Source organism: Salmonella sp. SAL-020 (assembly GCF_017372215.1).
In the GTDB taxonomy this organism is placed as follows: Bacteria; Pseudomonadota; Gammaproteobacteria; order Enterobacterales; family Enterobacteriaceae; genus Salmonella; species Salmonella enterica.
In genome coordinates, this window is record NZ_CP071690.1 from 2,711,856 (window position 1) to 2,732,549 (window position 20,694).

Genomic DNA, 20,694 nt, shown 5'->3' on the forward strand with positions numbered 1-20,694 from the left:
TCGTTAATCTCCTTTCAGGCAGCTCGCATACTGGTTGGCTAATTGGCTTAAAAACGCTGAATAGCTTGTTTTACCCAGTTTAATGTTCGTCCCGAGGGGGTCCAGTGTTCCCATTCGAACGGATGTCCCTCTCGCCACGGCTTCCACGACCGCTGGCCTGAATTGTGGCTCAGCAAAAACGCAGGTTGCTTTTTGCTCAACCAACTGTGTTCTTATTTCATGTAAACGCTGCGCGCCAGGTTGTATCTCAGGGTTCACGGTAAAGTGACCGAGCGGGGTGAGTCCGTAGTGTTTTTCGTAGTAACCGTAGGCGTCATGAAAAACGAAATACCCTTTCCCCTTGAGCGGCGCGAGCTCGTTACCGACCTGTTTATCGGTTGCGGCTAATTGTGCCTCAAAATCCTTCAGGTTGGCGTCGAGTTTGGCTCGACTTTGCGGCATAAGTTCCACTAATTTTTCATGGATTGCAACCGCTGTAGCCCGCGCTATCTCTGGGGAGAGCCAAAGATGCATGTTATATTCGCCGTGATGGTGATGTACGTCACCTTTTTCCTCATCGGCGCCCGTATGCGCATGTTCATCCTCATCATCATCCGCGCCCTTCATGAGTAACGGTTTTACATCGGCAAGTTGCGCAATGGTAACCTGCTTATTATCAGGAATATTCCTGACCGACTTCTCCATAAAGGCTTCCATTTCCGGGCCAACCCAGACGACTAAGTCCGCGCCCTGTAAGCGTTTTACGTCTGATGGACGCAATGAATAATCATGCTCGGAAGCCCCATCCGGAAGTAATACTTGTGTATCCGTAACGCCATCAGCAATGGCGGAAGCGATAAACCCAAGCGGTTTAAGCGAAGCGACAACGGCGGCGTCGGCAGCCTGGGTTGCACTCCCCCAAAGCGCGGCGGATAATGCTGCGAAAAGAAGCGTATTTTTCTGTAACATAATGCGACTAATCATCGTAATGAATGTGTGAAATGTGATATTATAACATTCTATCACTTCTGCAAGCCTAAAATTAACATGACAAGTTTAGTTTCACTGGAAAACGTCTCGGTCTCATTTGGTCAACGCCGCGTCCTCTCTGACGTGTCGCTTGAATTGAGCCCCGGAAAAATTTTAACGCTTCTCGGCCCTAACGGCGCGGGGAAGTCAACGCTTGTACGCGTGGTTTTAGGACTGGTAGCCCCTGATGAAGGGGTGATCAAGCGCAACGGGCAACTCCGTATCGGCTATGTCCCGCAAAAGCTCTATCTCGATACCACGCTTCCGCTGACGGTAAACCGATTTTTACGTTTACGTCCCGGCACACAAAAAACGGATATTCTCCCGGCGCTTAAACGCGTTCAGGCCGGACATTTGATTGACGCGCCCATGCAAAAACTCTCTGGCGGTGAGACACAGCGTGTACTGCTGGCGCGTGCTCTGCTTAACAGGCCTCAGTTGCTGGTACTTGATGAGCCGACGCAAGGCGTGGATGTCAACGGCCAGGTCGCGTTATACGACCTTATCGATCAGCTGCGCCGTGAACTCGATTGCGCCGTGCTGATGGTGTCGCATGATCTACATCTGGTCATGGCAAAGACGGATGAAGTGTTATGCCTGAACCATCATATTTGCTGTTCCGGCGCGCCGGAAGTGGTGTCTATGCATCCGGAATTTATCTCTATGTTTGGCCCGCGAGGCGCGGAGCAATTAGGGATTTATCGCCATCATCATAATCATCGCCACGATTTACAGGGCCGTATTGTACTGCGCCGGGGAAATGGTCACTCATGATTGAATTATTACTGCCCGGCTGGCTGGCCGGGATGATGCTGGCCTGCGCCGCTGGTCCATTGGGCTCATTTGTGGTCTGGCGTCGGATGTCCTATTTTGGCGATACGCTGGCTCACGCGTCGCTTCTGGGCGTGGCGTTTGGCCTGTTGCTGGACGTTAACCCCTTTTATGCGGTAATCGCCGTTACGCTGCTGCTGGCCGCCGGTCTGGTATGGCTGGAGAAACGCCCTCACCTCGCGATTGATACCTTACTGGGCATTATGGCGCACAGCGCCTTATCTTTAGGACTGGTCGTGGTCAGCCTGATGTCCAACGTCCGCGTTGATTTAATGGCTTATCTGTTTGGCGATTTGCTGGCCGTCACGCCGGAAGATCTTATCTCGATCGCTATTGGGGTCGTTATTGTGCTGGCCATTCTCTTCTGGCAGTGGCGCAACTTGCTGTCAATGACTATCAGTCCGGATCTTGCCTTTGTCGATGGCGTGAAGTTACAGCGCGTGAAGCTGCTATTGATGCTGGTAACGGCGTTAACTATTGGCGTGGCGATGAAGTTTGTCGGAGCGCTGATCATTACGTCGCTGCTGATTATCCCCGCCGCAACCGCGCGTCGCTTTGCCCGTACGCCGGAGCAGATGGCGGGCGTCGCCGTTGGTGTAGGTATGATAGCGGTTACAGGTGGACTGACCTTCTCAGCCTTTTATGATACCCCGGCAGGGCCATCCGTAGTGCTGTGTGCCGCGCTGCTGTTTATCTTCAGTATGATGAAAAAGCAGGCAAGCTAAGCGTGTGTTGCCCGGTGGCGCTGCGCTTACCGGGCCTACAAAATCGCCCAGGTCTGATGAGCGCAGCGACTTCAGGCGCTAAGGCATCTCTGGCGGCGTGATCCCGAAATGGTTCCAGGCGCGCACCGTTGCCATACGCCCACGCGGCGTGCGCTGCAAAAAGCCTTGCTGAATCAGATACGGCTCCAGCACATCCTCAATGGTTTCACGCTCTTCGCCAATCGCCGCCGCCAGGTTATCCAGTCCCACCGGACCACCGAAGAATTTATCAATAACCGCCAGCAGTAGCTTGCGATCCATATAATCAAACCCTTCCGCATCGACGTTCAGCATATCCAGCGCCTGCGCGGCAATTTCCGCTGAAATAGCCCCGTCATGCTTCACCTCGGCGAAATCACGCACACGTCTGAGCAGACGGTTGGCTATACGCGGCGTACCGCGCGCCCGACGCGCCACTTCCAGCGCGCCGTCATCGCTCATCTCAAGCCCCATGTGCCTTGCGCTGCGCCCGACGATGTGCTGCAGATCAGGCACCTGGTAAAACTCCAGGCGCTGCACAATACCAAAACGGTCACGTAGCGGGGACGTTAACGACCCGGCGCGCGTCGTCGCGCCAATGAGCGTAAACGGCGGCAGATCGATCTTAATTGAACGTGCGGCAGGCCCTTCGCCAATCATAATATCCAACTGGTAATCTTCCATCGCCGGATAGAGTACCTCTTCCACCACCGGTGAAAGCCGGTGAATCTCATCAATAAACAGCACATCATGCGGTTCAAGATTGGTGAGCATAGCCGCCAGATCGCCTGCTTTTTCCAGCACCGGGCCGGACGTGGTTCGGAGATTGACGCCCATTTCATTGGCAACGATATTCGCCAGAGTCGTCTTACCTAACCCTGGCGGGCCGAAAATCAGCAAGTGATCTAATGCGTCGCCACGCCGTTTTGCCGCCTGAATAAAGATCTCCATCTGGGAGCGCACCTGCGGTTGGCCGACATATTCCGCCAATAACTTCGGGCGAATGGCGCGATCGGCGACGTCTTCTGCGATCGTGGCGCCTGCTGAAATCAGGCGATCTGCTTCTATCATCCTTTACCTCATAACGCGGCGCGTAACGCGTCGCGAATCAGTGTTTCACTGCTTGCATCCGGACGGGCGATCTTGCTTACCATCCGACTGGCTTCTTGCGGTTTATAACCCAGCGCCACCAGCGCAGCAACTGCTTCTTGTTCTGCATCTTCCGAGGTTGGGCTGGCCGGCGACGTCAATACCAGATCGACCGCTGGCGTAAAGAGATCGCCATGTAGCCCTTTAAAGCGGTCTTTCATTTCGACAATCAGCCTTTCGGCGGTTTTCTTGCCGATACCCGGCAGCTTCACCAGCGCACCCAGCTCTTCGCGCTCAACCGCATTGACGAACTGTTGCGCCGACATGCCGGAGAGGATCGCCAGCGCCAGCTTAGGCCCGACGCCATTCGTTTTAATTAGCTCTTTAAATAGCGTGCGCTCTTGCTTATTGTTAAATCCGTACAGCAACTGCGCATCTTCACGCACCACGAAGTGGGTGAAGACGATTGCCTCCTGCCCGGCCTCCGGCAGCTCGTAAAAGCAGGTCATAGGCATATGTACTTCATAGCCTACTCCCCCTGTCTCCAGCAGCACGATCGGGGGTTGTTTTTCGAGAATAATGCCTCTGAGTCTGCCTATCACATGACGCTCCTGCGTAAAGGGCTGAAAAGATAATGCACTATCATAAAAAAAGACTGGATGTTTATCCAGATGAAAAACACGTATCCCGATATTTCTCTACTCCGACAACCCGCGATGGTTAACGACGGGTACGCTCCCCGCTGCGTACAAAATAAGTCGTACACTCATTGACAACTTTTTGCGTCCTACGCGAACAACTTTTTGCCAACATGCCGTGGCGCACGTTCGGTAGTCTTCAATAATGAGTATCCTGATAACACTAATAATGTATCCAGTACGAATGCCAACAGCGGAACATCGGGCCTCCAAAAAAACAGACCCGAGAATAGATTTAATAATATTAACCACTAGCGCTGAATTTAATCGCATGTTGTTTTATCGTCGCGCGCAACAGATTTTAATTCGCCATGACACAATAAATATTGTACAAACTCATTTTTCATGCCATCGAAATTCACGGCTGGCATCCCTTCTGAATAACTATAATAAATATTCACATACTCTTCGCTACTAAAAAGTGCCTGTCGTTTTGCTGCTAACCCACGGCCTTTTGCTGCAATATACTGGAAGCAGTGGCCGCTGGCGCCACTGCTCCGCCCATCATCAACAATATATATATCGGCAGCGTTAAACAGCTGTTCCAGCCAGCACTGGCGAATCGTTCCGGCCGCACAAACCAAAAATAATGATGCGCTAATCATCCACCCGGATTTTTTTACCGATGTCATAGCCAGGAAAGCCATAAAGCACGCTGCCTGCAGGCACAAAACCAGTTCTTTATTCCCGGCAACCAAATGCCACTGGTTAAATACTAAGGTAATGAAAACTGAACTCAATGTTGCCAACAGTCTGGTCCTGAACCGCCTGGCAGGGAGAAGCAAAAATAATAATGAAATCGTCCCTGGCTTTAATAAAAAAACAACAGTATTAGCCTCTGCCATATCAATACTCAAACAATAACAAAAACTAATAAACAGATGAAAGATAATAGCAACAAAAATATAAGAAAAATAAAATACCCAACCTATTCTCATTGGTTTATCATCAACCACGTCATACTCCCTGTCAATATGAGAGATCAGATGATGAGAAATTTACCACCTTAATCCCCCCCAAATATATTTGCGACATTAATTCCAATAAATGAAATATTCACCATACATATTTCGATGACACTAAGGCTTGTCATTTATCTGGTATAATGCTAACTACCCTGTAGAATAAATAAAAGGAATTTATTTCAAATAATGGAATGCAGAGATGAAAAAACATTATTCTGTCCAATATGAAACCGGGGATACCGTCTTTACCTGTATAGGTGCCGCGCTTTTCGGCCAGATATCCACCGCTTCACAGTGCTGGAGCAACCATGTTGGGATTATTATTGGTCATAATGGTGATGACTATCTGGTGGCGGAAAGTCGCGTCCCCCTCTCAACCGTCACCACGCTGTCACTGTTTATACAACGTTCAGCCGGACAACGTTACGCCGTTCGCCGTCTGCGCGGCGGCCTGACGGTCGAGCAGAAACTCGCCATCATGGAGCAGGTTCCCGCCCGGCTGAATAAGTTTTATCACACGGGGTTTAAATACGAGTCATCGCGCCAGTTCTGCTCGAAATTTGTGTTTGATATCTATAAAGAAGCATTGTGTATTCCGGTAGGCGATATTGAGACATTCGAAGAATTACTTCACAGCAATCCTGATGCGAAACTCACCTTCTGGAAATTCTGGTTTTTAGGTTCAATCCCGTGGGATCGTAAGACGGTGACGCCCGCCAGCCTGTGGCATCATCCCAATTTAGAATTAATTAGCGCCTGTGGAATTGAAACCCCTCAACGCGAGGCTGAGGGAGAATGATTTAGCGCAACCTTCCCCGCGCCAGATTGAGTCGGCTCTCGCTCATTTGCATCGCGTTCTGGCTAACATGGCAATGCGTAATGGCGATAGCCAGCGCATCTGCGGCGTCTGCCTGCGGGTTAGCGGGCAGTTTGAGCAACGTGCGCACCATATGCTGTACCTGGCTTTTTTCCGCGCTACCAATACCGACGACGGTTTGCTTCACCTGACGCGCCGCGTATTCAAACACGGGCAGTTCCTGATTGACCGCGGCGACAATCGCGACGCCGCGCGCCTGTCCCAGCTTGAGGGCTGAATCGGCGTTCTTCGCCATAAACACCTGTTCGATAGCAAAATAGTCCGGCTGGAACTGCGTGATGATTTCCGTCACGCCTGCGTATATGAGCTTCAAACGAGACGGCAAATCATCGACTTTGGTGCGAATACATCCGCTGCCCAGATAGGTCAGTTGTCTGCCTACCTGGCGGATAACGCCATAACCGGTAATGCGCGAGCCGGGGTCAATACCGAGAATAATCGACACGCTATCCCCCCTGCCCGCCGGCGTTTAACAGCACCATTACAGGGTCGCCGCCACCTCATCAGAGATCTCACCGTTATGGTAGACTTCCTGGACATCGTCACAGTCTTCCAGCATATCGATCAGACGTAGCAGTTTCGGCGCGGTTTCCGCATCCATATCCGCTTTGGTTGACGGGATCATGGACACTTCGGCGCTGTCCGCTTTCAGACCCGCCGCTTCCAGCGCGTCACGCACTTTGCCCATCTCTTCCCAGGCAGTGTAAACATCAATCGCGCCATCATCATAGGTCACAACATCTTCCGCGCCAGCTTCCAGAGCGGCTTCCATGATGGTGTCTTCATCGCCTTTCTCAAAGGAGATGACCCCTTTCTTACTGAACAGGTACGCCACTGAGCCATCGGTACCCAGATTACCGCCGCACTTGCTGAAAGCATGACGCACTTCCGCTACGGTACGGTTACGGTTGTCACTCAGACACTCAATCATAATGGCCGTGCCGCCAGGACCATAACCTTCATAGATGATGGTTTCCATGTTCGAGTCTTCATCACCACCCACACCGCGAGCGATGGCACGGTTCAGAGTGTCGCGGGTCATGTTGTTGGCCAGCGCTTTATCTACGGCCGCGCGCAGACGCGGGTTGGCATCCGGATCGCCGCCGCCCAATTTAGCTGCCGTTACCAGTTCACGAATAATTTTAGTGAAGATTTTACCGCGCTTGGCATCCTGCGCAGCTTTACGATGTCTGGTGTTGGCCCATTTACTATGACCTGCCATAAATATTTCCTCAAAAAAAGCGCGCCTTTTCAGGCGACGTTAATGACAAACTCTTCAATCGCTTGCCGGTTACTCCAGGACTTGGTAAGCGCCGCCGCGTCAGGCGCATCAAGCCACTGGTACGTCAGATGTTCAGTGAATATCACCTGCCGCTCATGCGGTAACGCAAGGCAGAACCAGAATTCTGTATTGTGCATAACGCCCGGCGCATAGCGATGACGTAAATGTGAAAAAATTTCAAACTCCACCGTACGTTGGCAGTCGATTAAGGTCAGTTGCTCTGCCGCAACATCAATCGTGACCTCCTCTTTGACTTCACGCACGGCGGCCTGCAACGCGGTCTCCCCTTCTTCTATGCTGCCAGTCACTGACTGCCAAAAATCCGGGTCGTCGCGTCGCTGCAACATTAGCACCCGTTTCGTATCCTGCGCGAAAATAACCACCAGGACCGAAACGGGGCGCTTGTACACTTTATCCTTCACGCGACCTCGTTGTTGGCTGTTGAGTGACGCCGTGCATTGATGAGACTCGCCCTTGCGGGCCGCCGCGATATCACGCGAATGATGTCGTGTACATTGTTCATATCAGTTATTCTCGGCTTTCTTCACAACCTGAATCCCCAACTCCGTCAACGCTGCCTGGTTGGCGAAACTCGGCGCTTCGGTCATCAGACACGCGGCGGCGGTCGTTTTCGGGAAGGCGATAACATCACGAATATTGTCGGTGCCGGTCAACAGCATGGTCAGACGGTCCAGACCAAACGCCAGGCCCGCATGCGGCGGCGTACCGTATTTCAACGCATCCAACAGGAAGCCGAACTTCTCGCGCTGCTCCTGCTCATTGATACCGAGAATACCAAATACGGTTTGCTGCATTTCACCGTTGTGAATACGCACCGAACCGCCGCCCACTTCATAGCCGTTAATCACCATATCGTAAGCGTTAGCGACGGCTTCTTCCGGCGCAGTTTTCAGTTCAGACGCCGTCATGTCACGCGGGGCGGTGAACGGATGGTGCATCGCGGTCAGACCGCCTTCGCCGTCGTCTTCAAACATCGGGAAGTCAATCACCCACAGCGGCGCCCATTTGTCTTCGTCGGTCAGGCTCAGGTCTTTGCCCAGTTTCAGACGCAGCGCGCCCAGCGCATCGGCAACCACTTTTTTGTTATCTGCGCCGAAGAAGATCATGTCGCCGTCCTGCGCGCCGGTACGTTCAAGGATAGCGTCGACGATGTCGGCGGTCAGGAACTTGGCCACCGGACTGTTAATCCCGTCCAGACCTTTCGCGCGCTCGTTAACTTTGATATACGCCAGGCCTTTCGCGCCGTAGATCTTAACAAAGTTACCGTAATCGTCGATCTGCTTACGGCTAAGCTGCGCCCCGCCAGGCACACGCAGCGCTGCCACGCGGCCTTTCGGATCGTTAGCCGGGCCCGCGAAGACCGCGAACTCTACCGATTTCAGCAGGTCAGCGACATCTACCAGTTCCATCGGGTTACGCAGGTCTGGTTTGTCGGAACCGTAACGACGTTCCGCTTCGGCAAACGTCATGACCGGGAAATCCCCCAGATCCACGCCTTTCACTTCCAGCCATAAATGGCGCACCAGCGCTTCCATCACTTCGCGCACCTGTGGCGCGGTCATGAAGGAGGTCTCGACGTCGATCTGAGTAAACTCCGGCTGACGGTCAGCACGTAAGTCTTCATCACGGAAGCATTTGACTATCTGATAGTAACGGTCGAAACCGGACATCATCAGGAGCTGTTTGAACAGCTGCGGCGACTGCGGCAGCGCGTAGAATTTACCTTTGTGCACGCGCGAAGGCACCAGATAGTCGCGCGCGCCTTCCGGCGTGGCTTTGGTCAGCATCGGCGTTTCAATATCAAGGAAACCGTGATCGTCCATAAAACGACGCACCAGGCTGGTAATTTTGGCGCGAGTTTTCAGGCGCTGCGCCATTTCCGGACGACGCAAATCCAGATAGCGGTACTTGAGACGCGCCTCTTCGGTATTAACGTGGTTAGCGTCAAGCGGCAGTGAGTCTGCGCGGTTGATGATAGTGAGAGAGGACGCCAGCACTTCAATTTCGCCGGTCGCCATATCCGCATTGACGTTTTTCGCGTCACGCGCACGCACGGTGCCCGTAACTTGAATGCAGAACTCATTACGCAGTTCAGAGGCCAGCTTTAACGCGTCCGCACGATCCGGATCGAAGAACACCTGCACAATACCTTCGCGGTCGCGCATATCGATAAAGATCAGGCTGCCAAGATCACGACGACGGTTGACCCAACCACACAGAGTCACCTGCTGCCCCACGTGGGACAGACGTAGCTGTCCGCAATATTCTGTACGCATGAGATATCCCTTAACTTAGCCGCAGGCGGATTGTTGCCTGCCATGCAGGCGACGAAGTCGCAGCTTTAGCTGTATGTCACAACTGGATGAAAAAAGGCGGCTATTATACTGGAAATTCTGCCGCACGATAAGAGTCAATCCAGCATGGGAGCGATAACTTGCCCGTTTCATGCGGTATCGACACTTGGTTCATACTGACTGTACCCGGGTTTTTCACGCGGGTATTGCGTATGCTCACAAAAATTAACAATATTTGTCACCGCTTTCCTCTTTAATCGCGCTTAAGGTGTAGTGAAATACGCTATTTTTAGGAGAGTGATTATCATGCTGAAACTCAACGCGACCACAACCGCCCTGGTGGTTATTGATTTACAGGAAGGAATTCTTCCGTTTGCCGGCGGCCCGTATACGGCAAATGAGGTGGTCGCCCGCGCCGCGCGGCTGGCGGAAAAGTGTCGTGCCAACGGCTCGCCCGTGGTTATGGTACGCGTCGGATGGTCTGATGATTATGCCGAAGCGTTAAAACAACCCGTGGATGCCGCAACGCCTGCGCACGCGTTGCCGGAAAACTGGTGGACCTGGCCTACGGCATTGGGTAAAAAGGACAGCGATCTGGAAGTGACTAAACGCCAGTGGGGCGCGTTTTACGGCACCGATCTGGAATTACAGCTTCGCCGCCGGGGTATCGACACCATCATATTGTGCGGGATCTCAACCAATATCGGCGTCGAATCCACAGCGCGTAACGCCTGGGAGTTGGGATTTAACCTTATTATTGCCGAAGATGCCTGTAGCGCCGCCAGCAGTGAGCAGCATCAGAGCAGTATGACGCATATTTTCCCGCGCATTGGCCGGGTACGCAGCGTAGAGGATATTTTAAACGCCTTATGATCTACATTGGCTTGCCGCAATGGTCGCACCCGAAATGGGCGCGGCTCGGCATCACCAGTCTGGAAGAGTATGCCCGCCACTTTAACTGCGTGGAGGGCAACACCACGCTTTACGCGCTGCCGAAAGCGGAAATTGTCGATCGCTGGTATGCGCAAACTACGGACGATTTCCGTTTTTGCTTTAAATTTCCCGCGACCATTTCTCACCAGGCCGCGCTGCGCCATTGCGACGATCTGGTACAGGCGTTTTTTACCCGCCTGGCGCCGCTGGAAACGCGTATTGGCCAATACTGGCTGCAGTTGCCCGCCGCCTTTGGACCGCGCGATCTCCCCGCCTTATGGCAGTTTCTTGATGCGCTCCCCGCCACGTTTACCTATGGCGTAGAAGTTCGTCATCCGTGTTTTTTTGACAAAGGTGAGGATGAACAGCGGCTCAATCGCGGGTTACACGCGCGCGGCGTAAACCGCGTGATCCTGGATAGTCGTCCGGTACATGCCGCCCATCCCCACAGCGAGGCCGTCCGCGACGCGCAGCGAAAAAAACCCAAAGTTCCGGTACATGCTGTCGTGACGGCTAGCCATCCGATGGTGCGTTTTATCGGTAGCGATAATATGGCGCAAAACCGTGAGTTTTTCGCCGCCTGGTTGCAGAAACTCCCGCAGTGGCGGCAGACCACCACGCCTTTTCTGTTTTTACATACTCCGGATATCGCGCAGGCGCCGGAACTGGTGAATACACTTTGGCATGATTTACGCAGCGTCTTACCGGAAATCGGCACTGCTCCGTCCATTCCACAGCAATCTTCTCTTTTCTGAAAATGCCCCCTATCATAGACAGTGCCATCAGCCATTTTAAAAGGGAGTTTGTATGGTAAGCGCGCTGTATGCCGTTTTGGGTGCGTTATTATTAATGAAGTTCTCTTTTAATGTCGTTCGCTTGCGAATGCAGTACCGTGTCGCCTATGGCGACGGCGGTTTTAGCGAATTACAAAGCGCCATCCGTATTCATGGCAACGCGGTGGAATATATTCCTGTCGCGCTGGTGCTGCTGCTGTTTATGGAAATGAACGGCGCCGAAACGTGGATGGTGCATATCTGCGGCATCATTTTAATCGCCGGTCGGCTGATGCATTATTACGGTTTTCACCACCGCCTGTTCCGCTGGCGGCGGGCGGGGATGAGCGCTACCTGGTGCGCATTGTTGCTGATGGTGCTGGCAAACCTGTGGTATATGCCCTGGGAGTTGGTTTTCTCCCTGTATTAGCGCACAATATGCGCCTTTATTTTTCCCGGATGTATACGTTATGTCTCACCGCGACACGCTTTTTTCTGCGCCTATCGCCCGTCTCGGCGACTGGACTTTTGATGAACGAGTAGCCGAAGTTTTCCCCGACATGATTCAGCGTTCGGTACCAGGCTACTCCAACATCATCTCCATGATCGGCATGTTAGCTGAACGCTTTGTGCAGCCGAACACGCAGGTCTACGATCTGGGCTGCTCGCTGGGCGCCGCGACGCTGTCTGTTCGGCGTAATATCCGCCATGAGCATTGTCGCATTATCGCCGTCGATAACTCCCCGGCCATGATTGAACGCTGCCGCCGCCATATTGATGCGTATAAAGCGCCTACGCCGGTTGAAGTCGTTGAAGGCGATATCCGCGATATCACTATTGAAAACGCCTCGATGGTGGTGCTGAATTTTACCCTGCAATTCCTTGAACCTGCCGAACGCCAGGCATTGCTGGATAAGATTTACCTGGGGTTGAATCCCGGCGGCGCGCTGGTACTGTCGGAAAAATTTAGCTTTGAAGACGCGAAAGTGGGTGAGCTGTTATTCAACATGCACCACGATTTTAAACGCGCGAATGGGTACAGCGAACTGGAGATCAGCCAGAAGCGCAGTATGCTGGAAAACGTGATGCTCACCGACTCGGTGGAAACACATAAAGCGCGCCTGCGTAAGGCGGGTTTCGAACATAGTGAACTGTGGTTCCAGTGCTTTAACTTCGGGTCGCTTGTCGCGTTAAAAGCCGGAGTTGCCGCATGATCGAGTTTGGTAACTTTTATCAGCTCATTGCTAAAAATCATCTCTCCCACTGGCTGGAAACATTGCCCGCGCAGATTGCCGCCTGGCAACGCGAGCAGCAGCATGGCTTGTTTAAACAGTGGTCGAACGCGGTAGAATTTTTACCGGAAATGACGCCCTGGCGGCTGGATTTACTGCACAGCGTCACGGCTGAAAGCGAAACGCCGCTCAGCGAAGGTCAGCTAAAGCGTATTGATACATTGCTGCGTAATCTGATGCCGTGGCGTAAAGGCCCGTTCTCGCTTTATGGCGTAGATATTGATACCGAATGGCGCTCCGACTGGAAGTGGGATCGCGTACTGCCGCATCTGTCAGATTTAACCGGCCGGACGATCCTTGATGTCGGCTGCGGCAGCGGCTATCACCTGTGGCGGATGATTGGCGCGGGCGCACATCTGGCGGTCGGCATCGATCCTACACAGCTTTTCCTCTGCCAGTTTGAGGCGGTGCGTAAACTGTTGGGTAACGATCAGCGCGCGCATCTGCTGCCGTTGGGCATTGAACAACTCCCGGCGCTGAAAGCATTTGATACCGTCTTCTCGATGGGGGTGCTTTATCACCGTCGCTCGCCGCTGGAGCATCTGTGGCAGTTAAAAGATCAGTTGGTCAACGAGGGTGAACTGGTACTGGAAACGCTGGTCGTCGACGGCGACGAAAATACCGTACTGGTGCCGGGTGACCGCTACGCGCAGATGCGTAACGTCTATTTTATTCCTTCCGCGCCGGCATTAAAAAAATGGCTGGAAAAATGCGGCTTTATTGATGTGCGTATCGCTGACGTTTGCGTCACCACCACCGAAGAGCAGCGCCGTACCGAATGGATGGTTACCGAGTCGCTGGCCGATTTTCTTGACCCGAACGATCGCAGCAAGACGGTGGAAGGCTACCCCGCCCCGCAGCGCGCGGTGCTGATTGCGCGTAAACCGTGATGGATTGCCGAATGACCGTTACGTATAGCACCGTTTCTCCAAAATAGTTCAAGTTGCAGCAAGGCGGCAACGCAGCAAATCCCCGGGAACGTAGGTAGCTACGTGACCGGGGTGCGCGAGGCGGCCAACGCTGCTGCGGCTTGAAATATGAAGGAGAAAAAAAGGCCCCTGTTGAATTGGCAGGGGCCTGGTACGAGCAAGCATCATATTGGGCGACATGATGCAACGGTAAAAATCATTTGGCCTGATGGCGAACAATGATTCCTTTCATTTCAGCGACCGCCGCACCCTCTACCCTATAGCGAGAATACTCGTCCGCCTGTATATCGGCAGACATCGATAACCCCTGATTGCGATAGCGCATCGGCGAAGGCAGTAAGACTCCGGCGGAACTGTGTACTTCCCGTACTCCGGCATCGAGGAAATTCTGCAGGTTATTTGCACGAACCCCCGCACCAGCCATAATGGTTGGAGCATCCCCCTGGGCAATAAGTTCCATAATTATTGATAAACCTTGCGCCGCATCGGCTTTTTGTCCGGAAGTCAGTACTCTTGCTACGCCTGCGTCAGCCAGATTCTTTAGCGCATTGAAGGGATTAGCACACATATCGAAGGCGCGGTGGAATGTCACCGCCAGCGGTCCGGCCGCCGCCATTATTTTTTCCATTCGCGACATATCGACATCCCCATCAACGGTCAACACGCCAGTCACCAGCCCGGGAAAACCCAACTCTCTGACGAGGCGAATATCTTCCAGCATGGCGGCAAATTCGCCGTCAGTGTAGTAAAAATCCCCGCCGCGAGGACGAATAATCGGATGTACGGGAATCGTAATATGCTCGCGCACGCTGCGTAAGACGCCCAGCGAAGGCGTAAGCCCGCCTTCTTTCGGCGCGGCGCACAGTTCGATACGATCCGCGCCGTTTCGCTGCGCGGTGAGCGCGCATTCCATGCTGTAACAACAGATCTCAAGTAACGCCATATTCACTCCGCTCGGCAGGTTAATGGGCCGCCTGTTCGCTGGCGACAATCGCTTCAATCGACCATGGATGAAATTTTACCGTGATGCGGCCATCGGTCACGGCCAGCGTAGGGTTTGGCAAACGTTCATGCTCGCCCTGTGGCGAACTGGTTTTAACCACTATCCCCGGCTGACTAAGCCCCTCATCCGACAACAACGCCAGCGCCCTCGCGTTCAAGGTCTCCGGCTCGCCGGGCAGCACGATTTCAATATGCTCCCACCCCTCGTGTGGATAGCGTTTTTCTCCCGGCCACGGTAATTCGATAACAGAAAACCGCCAGTGTTCCACACATACCGGTTCATGCAGTTTAAACAGACAAATCGGCCTGCCGTTGATGATATTTTCCGACAGTAGCTCACCGCATTGTTCAAAACCGCGACGCCAACGCTCCGCCGTCGTATTCTGGTGACAGCGCAATGAAATGTGATCGGCCTCAAGGGCGCTAATCTGCAGACCAAGGCGAGTGGAAAGTTCTCTGAACGCCAGAGTGAATCGCGGTAAATCTGCGGAAATATCATGCAGTTCATCAATGTGTTGCCAGTTCGCCATATCAGGACGCTCTTCTTGCTGTGAAAACCGCTAATTTACGCTGTTGCGCCCCGGCAACCAACCTTTGATTTGATTGGGCGTTTATTGAATGCTTATGCAGATTATTGTTGCGTATATTTCAGGCGACGCGCCGCGCGCGCAATGCTGACGCCAACGGGCATTTGCAGTATACTCCCGCCCTAATTCTTAAACTGGCGCGGGCAATACAGTCCGCTTCATAAACGTAAGGTATTCCGGTGAATATTCAGGCTCTTCTCTCAGAAAAAGTTAGTCAGGCCATGATTGCTGCAGGCGCGCCTGCAGATTGCGAGCCCCAGGTTCGTCAGTCAGCCAAAGTTCAGTTCGGCGACTATCAGGCCAACGGCATGATGGCAGTTGCGAAAAAACTGGGTATGGCCCCCCGACAACTTGCAGAGCAGGTGCTGACTCATCTGGATCTCAGCGGCATCGCCAGCAAGGTTGAAATCGCCGGCCCTGGCTTTATCAATATTTTCCTCGAACCGGCTTTTCTCGCTGAACAGGTGCAACAGGCGCTGACCTCCGATCGTCTGGGCGTTTCTCAGCCGACTCGTCAGACGATTGTCGTCGACTACTCCGCGCCCAACGTCGCGAAAGAGATGCACGTCGGTCATCTACGCTCCACGATTATCGGCGATGCGGCAGTGCGCACGCTGGAGTTTCTGGGCCATCATGTTATTCGCGCTAACCACGTCGGCGACTGGGGCACCCAGTTCGGTATGCTTATCGCCTGGCTGGAAAAACAGCAGCAGGAAAACGCGGGCGACATGGCGCTGGCGGATCTCGAAGGATTCTACCGCGATGCGAAAAAGCATTATGACGAAGATGAAGCGTTTGCCGAGCGCGCGCGTAACTACGTCGTCAAATTGCAGAGCGGTGATACCTATTTCCGTGAGATGTGGCGTAAGCTGGTTGATATCACGATGACGCAAAACCAGATCACCTATGATCGTCTGAACGTCACTCTGACGCGTGACGATGTGATGGGCGAAAGTCTGTATAATCCGATGCTGCCGGGCATCGTCGCCGATCTGAAAGCCAAAGGCCTGGCGGTTGAAAGCGAAGGCGCAACGGTGGTTTTCCTTGATGAGTTTAAAAACAAGGAAGGCGACCCGATGGGCGTCATTATTCAGAAGAAAGATGGCGGTTATCTGTATACCACTACCGATATCGCCTGCGCCAAATACCGTTACGAAACGCTGCACGCCGACCGCGTGCTCTACTACATTGACTCCCGTCAGCACCAGCACCTGATGCAGGCCTGGACCATTGTGCGTAAAGCCGGTTATGTGCCGGATTCCGTTCCGCTGGAACACCACATGTTCGGCATGATGTTGGGTAAAGACGGTAAACCGTTTAAAACTCGCGCGGGCGGTACGGTGAAACTGGCGGACCTGCTGGATGAGGCGCTGGAGCGCGCGCGTCGTCTGGTGGCGGAGAAGAACCCGGATATGTCGGCTGACGAGCTGGAAAAACTGGCTAACGCCGTCGGTATTGGCGCGGTGAAATACGCCGATCTGTCAAAAAACCGCACCACTGACTATATCTTCGACTGGGATAATATGTTGGCTTTCGAAGGCAATACCGCTCCTTATATGCAGTATGCCTATACGCGTGTGCTGTCTGTTTTCCGTAAAGCGGACATCGACGAGCAGGCGCTGGCGAGCGCGCCGGTTATCATTAGCGAAGATCGCGAAGCGCAACTCGCTGCCCGTCTGCTGCAGTTTGAAGAAACCCTGACGGTGGTCGCGCGTGAAGGTACGCCGCACGTCATGTGCGCGTATCTGTATGACGTCGCCGGGCTGTTCTCCGGCTTCTACGAGCACTGCCCTATTCTCAGCGCCGAGAATGACGCGGTTCGCAATAGCCGCCTAAAACTGGCGCAACTGACGGCGAAGACGCTGAAACTGGGTCTGGATACGTTGGGTATCGAAACCGTAGAACGCATGTAAACGCGCCGTCGTTAACATCATCAGGCCTGACTCCGGATAACGGACTCAGGCCTTTTTATTGCCACAGCGGTATATCTGTAACAAATCACAAGGAATGACACATTTCTATAGAGAGATGGAACATCTTTTACCTGTGCTGGCGCTGACCGCCCCGTATCATTAGGCGGCGGATTGTTCAGGTACAGGTAATGACTTTTAAAGACTTTGATGCGGAAGAGAAACTCTTCCTGAGACGTGTGATTGTGGCGTTTGGTGTAGTGGTTGTCTGCTTTGGTATCCTGATCTTCAACCTCTATAACTTGCAAATCCGTCAGCACCACTACTACACCACCCGTTCGAATGAGAACGATATCAAGATGCTACCCGTCGCGCCCACGCGCGGCATCATTTACGATCGCAACGGCATTCCGCTGGTGCGTAACGTAACCTGGTATGATATCGCGGTTACGCCCTATAAAATTGCCGATATGGATGCGCTGCTAAAACAGCTCACCCCTATTGTTGATCTCTCCCCCGATGATATCGCCGACTTTCGCCGCGCGCTAAAATCCAGTAGCCGCTATCGTCCGGTGGTGCTCAAAAACGCGCTAACGGATGTTGAAATCGCACGCTTTGCGGTCAATCAGTTTCATTTCAACGGCGTCACGATCAATAGCTATCAGGATCGGCAGTATCCTTACGGCGCGGAGCTGGCGCATGTTCTCGGTTACGTGTCAAAGATAAACGATAACGACCTTAAAGCGCTGGATAAAAAAGGGCTGGCAGAGAATTACGCGGCGGACCATAACATCGGTAAACAGGGGATTGAGCGTTACTACGAAAACGATCTTCATGGCAAAACCGGTTATCAGGAGGTCGAGGTGGATAATCACGGGCGTATTGTCCGCCTGCTGAAAGACGTTCCTCCCATCGCGGGTAAGAACATTCACCTGACGCTGGATCTCCATTTACAAGAGTACATTGAAAGTTTGCTGGCCGGGCAGCGTGCTGCCGTACTGGTTGAAGATCCGCACGATGGTTCAGTGCTGGCGATGGTATCTATGCCCAGCTACGACCCGAACCCCTTTGTAAAAGGCATTAGCTATCAGGATTACGGCAAACTGCTGCACGATAAAAATCTGCCGCTGATCAACCGCGTGACGCAAGGGCTTTATCCTCCGGCGTCAACGGTTAAACCCTATATGGCAATGTCCGCGCTGTTATGCGGGATTATTACGCCGCAAACCACCTTCTTTGGCGCGCCAACCTGGACGCTTCCCGGCACGCAGCGGCATTACCGGGACTGGAAAAAAACCGGACACGGTATGCTGGATGTCACTAAAGCGATTGAGGAATCTGCGGATACCTTTTTCTATCAGGTCGCTTATATGATGGGTATTGACCGTATCGACACGATGTTGTCTCAGTTCGGCTATGGCAAACCGACGGGCATCGACCTTAATGAAGAGTATGACGGGCTGCTTCCCAGCCGCGCATGGAAACAGCGGGTCCATAAAAAAGCCTGGTATCAGGGCGATACCATTTCTGTCGGCATCGGCCAGGGTTACTGGATTGCCACCCCCATCCAGATGGTAAAAGCGATGGTGGCGCTCATCAACAACGGTAAGGTGATTGCCCCTCACCTGTTACTCAATGAAGAGAGCGGCAAAACGGTGGTTCCGTATCGCCCTTCAGGAACACCGGCACAGATAGCCGATCCGGCGTCGCCATACTGGGGACTGGTGCGTCAGGCGATGTATGGCATGGCGAATGCACCCAACGGAACGGGCTATAAGTTCTTTCACACAGCGCCCTACGGCATTGCGGCCAAAAGCGGCACGTCGCAGGTGTTTAGCCTGAAAGAAAATCAGACCTACAACGCGAAAATGATCCCCATTCGCCTGCGCGATCATGTGTTTTATACCGCTTTTGCACCGTATAAAAACCCTAAGGTCGCTATTGCCTTGATTCTGGAAAACGGCGGAAGCGACGGCGTTACCGCCGCGCCCATCATGCGAAAAATCCTTGACCACCTGTTTGATCCACAGGCTGATACCACACAGTCGGGTCAGGCGCCATAGTCAAATAAGCAAAGCGCCATCAGACAAGGATACGGCCGGAATATCTGCATACATCAGAAATAGTTACGCAGATATTCCGTCAAACACAGCATTGCCATCGCCTGCCCGTAAGGCATAGAGGTCAACGGAATATGACGGTAAAAATCGAGATCGTGGCCCATGCCAGTGCCAAATGACGTTTGCAGCAGTTCGCCTTCCGGCGAGATATGTTTCACTATCCCCCGAATGGCTTTTTCCGCCACCTGCGCATAGTGCCGCCCGACATAGCGTTTGCGCACCGCTTTAAGAATACCGTAGGCAAAACCCGCCGTCGCCGACGCCTCAAGATAAGAGTGCGGATCGTCAAGCAGCGTATGCCACAAACCACTTTCATCCTGACATTTCGCCAGCGCGGCGATCTGCGCATTCAGTACCTGGACCAGGTAACGGCGCACGGCATTATTTTCCGGCAAGTCCAGCAGTTCAAGAAAATCCGGGATCACAATGGTCAGCCAACTGTTGCCGCGCGCCCAGCGAGCGTTAGCGAAGTTATGATGACCGTCATAGCTCCAGCCGTGGAACCACAGCCCCGTCTCTTTATCCATCAAATTCTGCACGTGCAGCAGGAACTGATAGGTTGCCTCTTCCACATATTCCGGCCGGTTCAACAGTTTACCGATTTTCGCCAGCGGCAGCACCGTCATCATTAGCGTGTCGTCCCACATCTGCTGATGATTTTCCTCCGCCAGCGTGATGTGCTGCATTCCGCCGTGATCGGTACGGGGCATTTCATTCATCGCCCATTCGGCCCACGTTTCCAGCCACGGTAAATACGCTGGATTACGCGTCTCTTCATAGCGATACGCCAGCGTTAAAAATGGCGCCATCGTATTAACGTTTTTCGTCGTCGCGCCTTCCGCAAAACGATCGGCAAACCAGTCATCAATGATCTTACGCATCGTCTGGTCGCCGGTCTGTTGGTAATAGTGATACATTCCGTACAGGCCCACGCCGTGCGTCCACTCCCATCCGGCCCAGCCTTTAGTATCGATCACGCGTCCATCGTCCAGTCGCAATAAAAATTCGCCTGTCTCATCTTTAATATTGACCAGGTTATGCGTCACCTTTTGCACCAGGGCTTTTAGTTCATCTCTGGCGATAAAATGCTCAGGCTGACGCAATAGCGGACTGTGTTTGACTGGATAAACCATCATTTGCTTAACCTCTGTGTAATGTCGAATTCAGTGCTGCGTGCAGTTTTACCGCCGACGCAGTCGATTCGCTACAGTAAAAGCTAAGCTGGGCGGAAACCTTTTTGTTTCTGCCATTGCCAGAGCGTAAATGGCAAAAACGCAAAGAGTCCGGCAACCTACCTCACCATTTTATAAAACAGCGTTTCTATTTATTCAAAAAGAGAG

The 20,694-nt window shown here is 53.0% G+C and carries 21 protein-coding genes; 10 read left to right on the top strand and 11 right to left on the bottom strand.

The window, feature by feature from the left end:
- Positions 1–3: 3 nt before the first annotated feature.
- Complete coding sequence (znuA, locus tag J1G48_RS13260; RefSeq protein WP_000939597.1) at positions 4–948, bottom strand: zinc ABC transporter substrate-binding protein ZnuA; 945 nt, start codon at positions 946–948, stop codon at positions 4–6.
- Between the two features lie 78 nt (positions 949–1,026).
- Here znuA and znuC point away from each other — a divergent pair, with 78 nt between their 5' ends.
- Both znuC and znuB read left to right on the top strand, forming a co-directional pair.
- Entirely contained in the window at positions 1,027–1,782 is a 756-nt protein-coding gene (gene znuC, locus J1G48_RS13265) for a zinc ABC transporter ATP-binding protein ZnuC (protein WP_000203023.1), read from the top strand.
- Positions 1,779–2,564: a zinc ABC transporter permease subunit ZnuB gene (gene znuB / locus J1G48_RS13270; protein WP_000571508.1), complete on the top strand. Its 786-nt coding sequence runs from the start codon at positions 1,779–1,781 to the stop codon at positions 2,562–2,564. The genes znuC and znuB overlap by 4 nt, the downstream gene beginning before the upstream one ends.
- A 78-nt stretch (positions 2,565–2,642) precedes the next feature.
- Here znuB and ruvB read toward each other — a convergent pair whose 3' ends face one another.
- The 3 genes from ruvB to J1G48_RS13285 all read right to left on the bottom strand — a co-directional run bounded on the left by ruvB (position 2,643) and on the right by J1G48_RS13285 (position 5,325).
- Positions 2,643–3,653, bottom strand: coding sequence for a Holliday junction branch migration DNA helicase RuvB (gene ruvB, locus J1G48_RS13275; protein ID WP_000568508.1), 1,011 nt, complete (start codon positions 3,651–3,653; stop codon positions 2,643–2,645).
- A gap of 8 nt (positions 3,654–3,661) precedes the next feature.
- On the bottom strand, positions 3,662–4,273 hold the full coding sequence (gene ruvA / locus J1G48_RS13280) for a Holliday junction branch migration protein RuvA (RefSeq protein WP_000580335.1): 612 nt from the start codon (positions 4,271–4,273) through the stop codon (positions 3,662–3,664).
- A 359-nt stretch (positions 4,274–4,632) separates the two neighbouring features.
- A complete protein-coding gene (locus tag J1G48_RS13285) occupies positions 4,633–5,325 on the bottom strand; it encodes a hypothetical protein (protein WP_001680382.1) in 693 nt (230 codons plus the stop codon).
- A 208-nt stretch (positions 5,326–5,533) separates the two neighbouring features.
- Between J1G48_RS13285 and J1G48_RS13290 the strand changes: the two genes are divergently transcribed.
- Positions 5,534–6,133, top strand: coding sequence for a YebB family permuted papain-like enzyme (locus tag J1G48_RS13290; protein WP_000716756.1), 600 nt, complete (start codon positions 5,534–5,536; stop codon positions 6,131–6,133).
- A 1-nt stretch (position 6,134) separates the two neighbouring features.
- On the opposite strand, the gene ruvC is transcribed toward J1G48_RS13290, so the two are convergent.
- The 4 genes from ruvC to aspS all read right to left on the bottom strand — a co-directional run bounded on the left by ruvC (position 6,135) and on the right by aspS (position 9,790).
- Positions 6,135–6,656, bottom strand: coding sequence for a crossover junction endodeoxyribonuclease RuvC (gene ruvC / locus J1G48_RS13295; protein WP_000022509.1), 522 nt, complete (start codon positions 6,654–6,656; stop codon positions 6,135–6,137).
- Between the two features lie 36 nt (positions 6,657–6,692).
- Positions 6,693–7,433 (bottom strand): YebC/PmpR family DNA-binding transcriptional regulator, encoded by a 741-nt coding sequence (locus J1G48_RS13300; protein ID WP_000907242.1) that lies wholly within the window; start codon positions 7,431–7,433, stop codon positions 6,693–6,695.
- 29 nt (positions 7,434–7,462) lie between these two features.
- On the bottom strand, positions 7,463–7,915 hold the full coding sequence (nudB, locus tag J1G48_RS13305; protein WP_000653693.1) for a dihydroneopterin triphosphate diphosphatase: 453 nt from the start codon (positions 7,913–7,915) through the stop codon (positions 7,463–7,465).
- 102 nt (positions 7,916–8,017) lie between these two features.
- A complete protein-coding gene (gene aspS / locus J1G48_RS13310) occupies positions 8,018–9,790 on the bottom strand; it encodes an aspartate--tRNA ligase (RefSeq protein WP_001258629.1) in 1,773 nt (590 codons plus the stop codon).
- A 324-nt stretch (positions 9,791–10,114) separates the two neighbouring features.
- Here aspS and J1G48_RS13315 point away from each other — a divergent pair, with 324 nt between their 5' ends.
- Genes J1G48_RS13315 through cmoB form a run of 5 tightly spaced genes read left to right on the top strand, consistent with a single transcriptional unit; the run spans position 10,115 to position 13,696 of the window.
- Positions 10,115–10,681 carry a hydrolase gene (locus J1G48_RS13315; RefSeq protein WP_000916144.1) on the top strand — a complete coding sequence of 189 codons (567 nt, stop codon included), beginning with the start codon at positions 10,115–10,117 and terminating at the stop codon, positions 10,679–10,681.
- Positions 10,678–11,496 (top strand): DUF72 domain-containing protein, encoded by an 819-nt coding sequence (locus J1G48_RS13320; RefSeq protein WP_000639226.1) that lies wholly within the window; start codon positions 10,678–10,680, stop codon positions 11,494–11,496. Before J1G48_RS13315 ends, J1G48_RS13320 begins: the two co-directional genes overlap by 4 nt.
- A gap of 52 nt (positions 11,497–11,548) precedes the next feature.
- Positions 11,549–11,944 carry an MAPEG family protein gene (locus tag J1G48_RS13325; RefSeq protein WP_000252975.1) on the top strand — a complete coding sequence of 132 codons (396 nt, stop codon included), beginning with the start codon at positions 11,549–11,551 and terminating at the stop codon, positions 11,942–11,944.
- A 40-nt stretch (positions 11,945–11,984) separates the two neighbouring features.
- Positions 11,985–12,728, top strand: a complete 744-nt coding sequence (gene cmoA, locus J1G48_RS13330) for a carboxy-S-adenosyl-L-methionine synthase CmoA (protein ID WP_000019607.1) — start codon at positions 11,985–11,987, stop codon at positions 12,726–12,728.
- Positions 12,725–13,696 carry a tRNA 5-methoxyuridine(34)/uridine 5-oxyacetic acid(34) synthase CmoB gene (cmoB, locus tag J1G48_RS13335; protein ID WP_000569035.1) on the top strand — a complete coding sequence of 324 codons (972 nt, stop codon included), beginning with the start codon at positions 12,725–12,727 and terminating at the stop codon, positions 13,694–13,696. The genes cmoA and cmoB overlap by 4 nt, the downstream gene beginning before the upstream one ends.
- 235 nt (positions 13,697–13,931) lie before the next feature.
- Here the strand turns inward: cmoB and cutC are convergent, their stop codons facing one another.
- Positions 13,932–14,678 carry a copper homeostasis protein CutC gene (cutC, locus tag J1G48_RS13340; RefSeq protein ID WP_001185780.1) on the bottom strand — a complete coding sequence of 249 codons (747 nt, stop codon included), beginning with the start codon at positions 14,676–14,678 and terminating at the stop codon, positions 13,932–13,934.
- Positions 14,679–14,697: 19 nt separating this feature from the next.
- Complete coding sequence (locus tag J1G48_RS13345; protein WP_000024794.1) at positions 14,698–15,267, bottom strand: VOC family protein; 570 nt, start codon at positions 15,265–15,267, stop codon at positions 14,698–14,700.
- A gap of 236 nt (positions 15,268–15,503) precedes the next feature.
- Between J1G48_RS13345 and argS the strand changes: the two genes are divergently transcribed.
- Together argS and mrdA are read left to right on the top strand one after the other, a co-directional pair.
- Complete coding sequence (argS, locus tag J1G48_RS13350; protein ID WP_001025369.1) at positions 15,504–17,237, top strand: arginine--tRNA ligase; 1,734 nt, start codon at positions 15,504–15,506, stop codon at positions 17,235–17,237.
- A gap of 188 nt (positions 17,238–17,425) precedes the next feature.
- On the top strand, positions 17,426–19,297 hold the full coding sequence (mrdA, locus tag J1G48_RS13355; RefSeq protein WP_000142868.1) for a penicillin-binding protein 2: 1,872 nt from the start codon (positions 17,426–17,428) through the stop codon (positions 19,295–19,297).
- A gap of 53 nt (positions 19,298–19,350) precedes the next feature.
- Here the strand turns inward: mrdA and J1G48_RS13360 are convergent, their stop codons facing one another.
- Complete coding sequence (locus J1G48_RS13360; RefSeq protein ID WP_000989909.1) at positions 19,351–20,490, bottom strand: glycoside hydrolase family 105 protein; 1,140 nt, start codon at positions 20,488–20,490, stop codon at positions 19,351–19,353.
- Positions 20,491–20,694 lie beyond the last annotated feature (204 nt).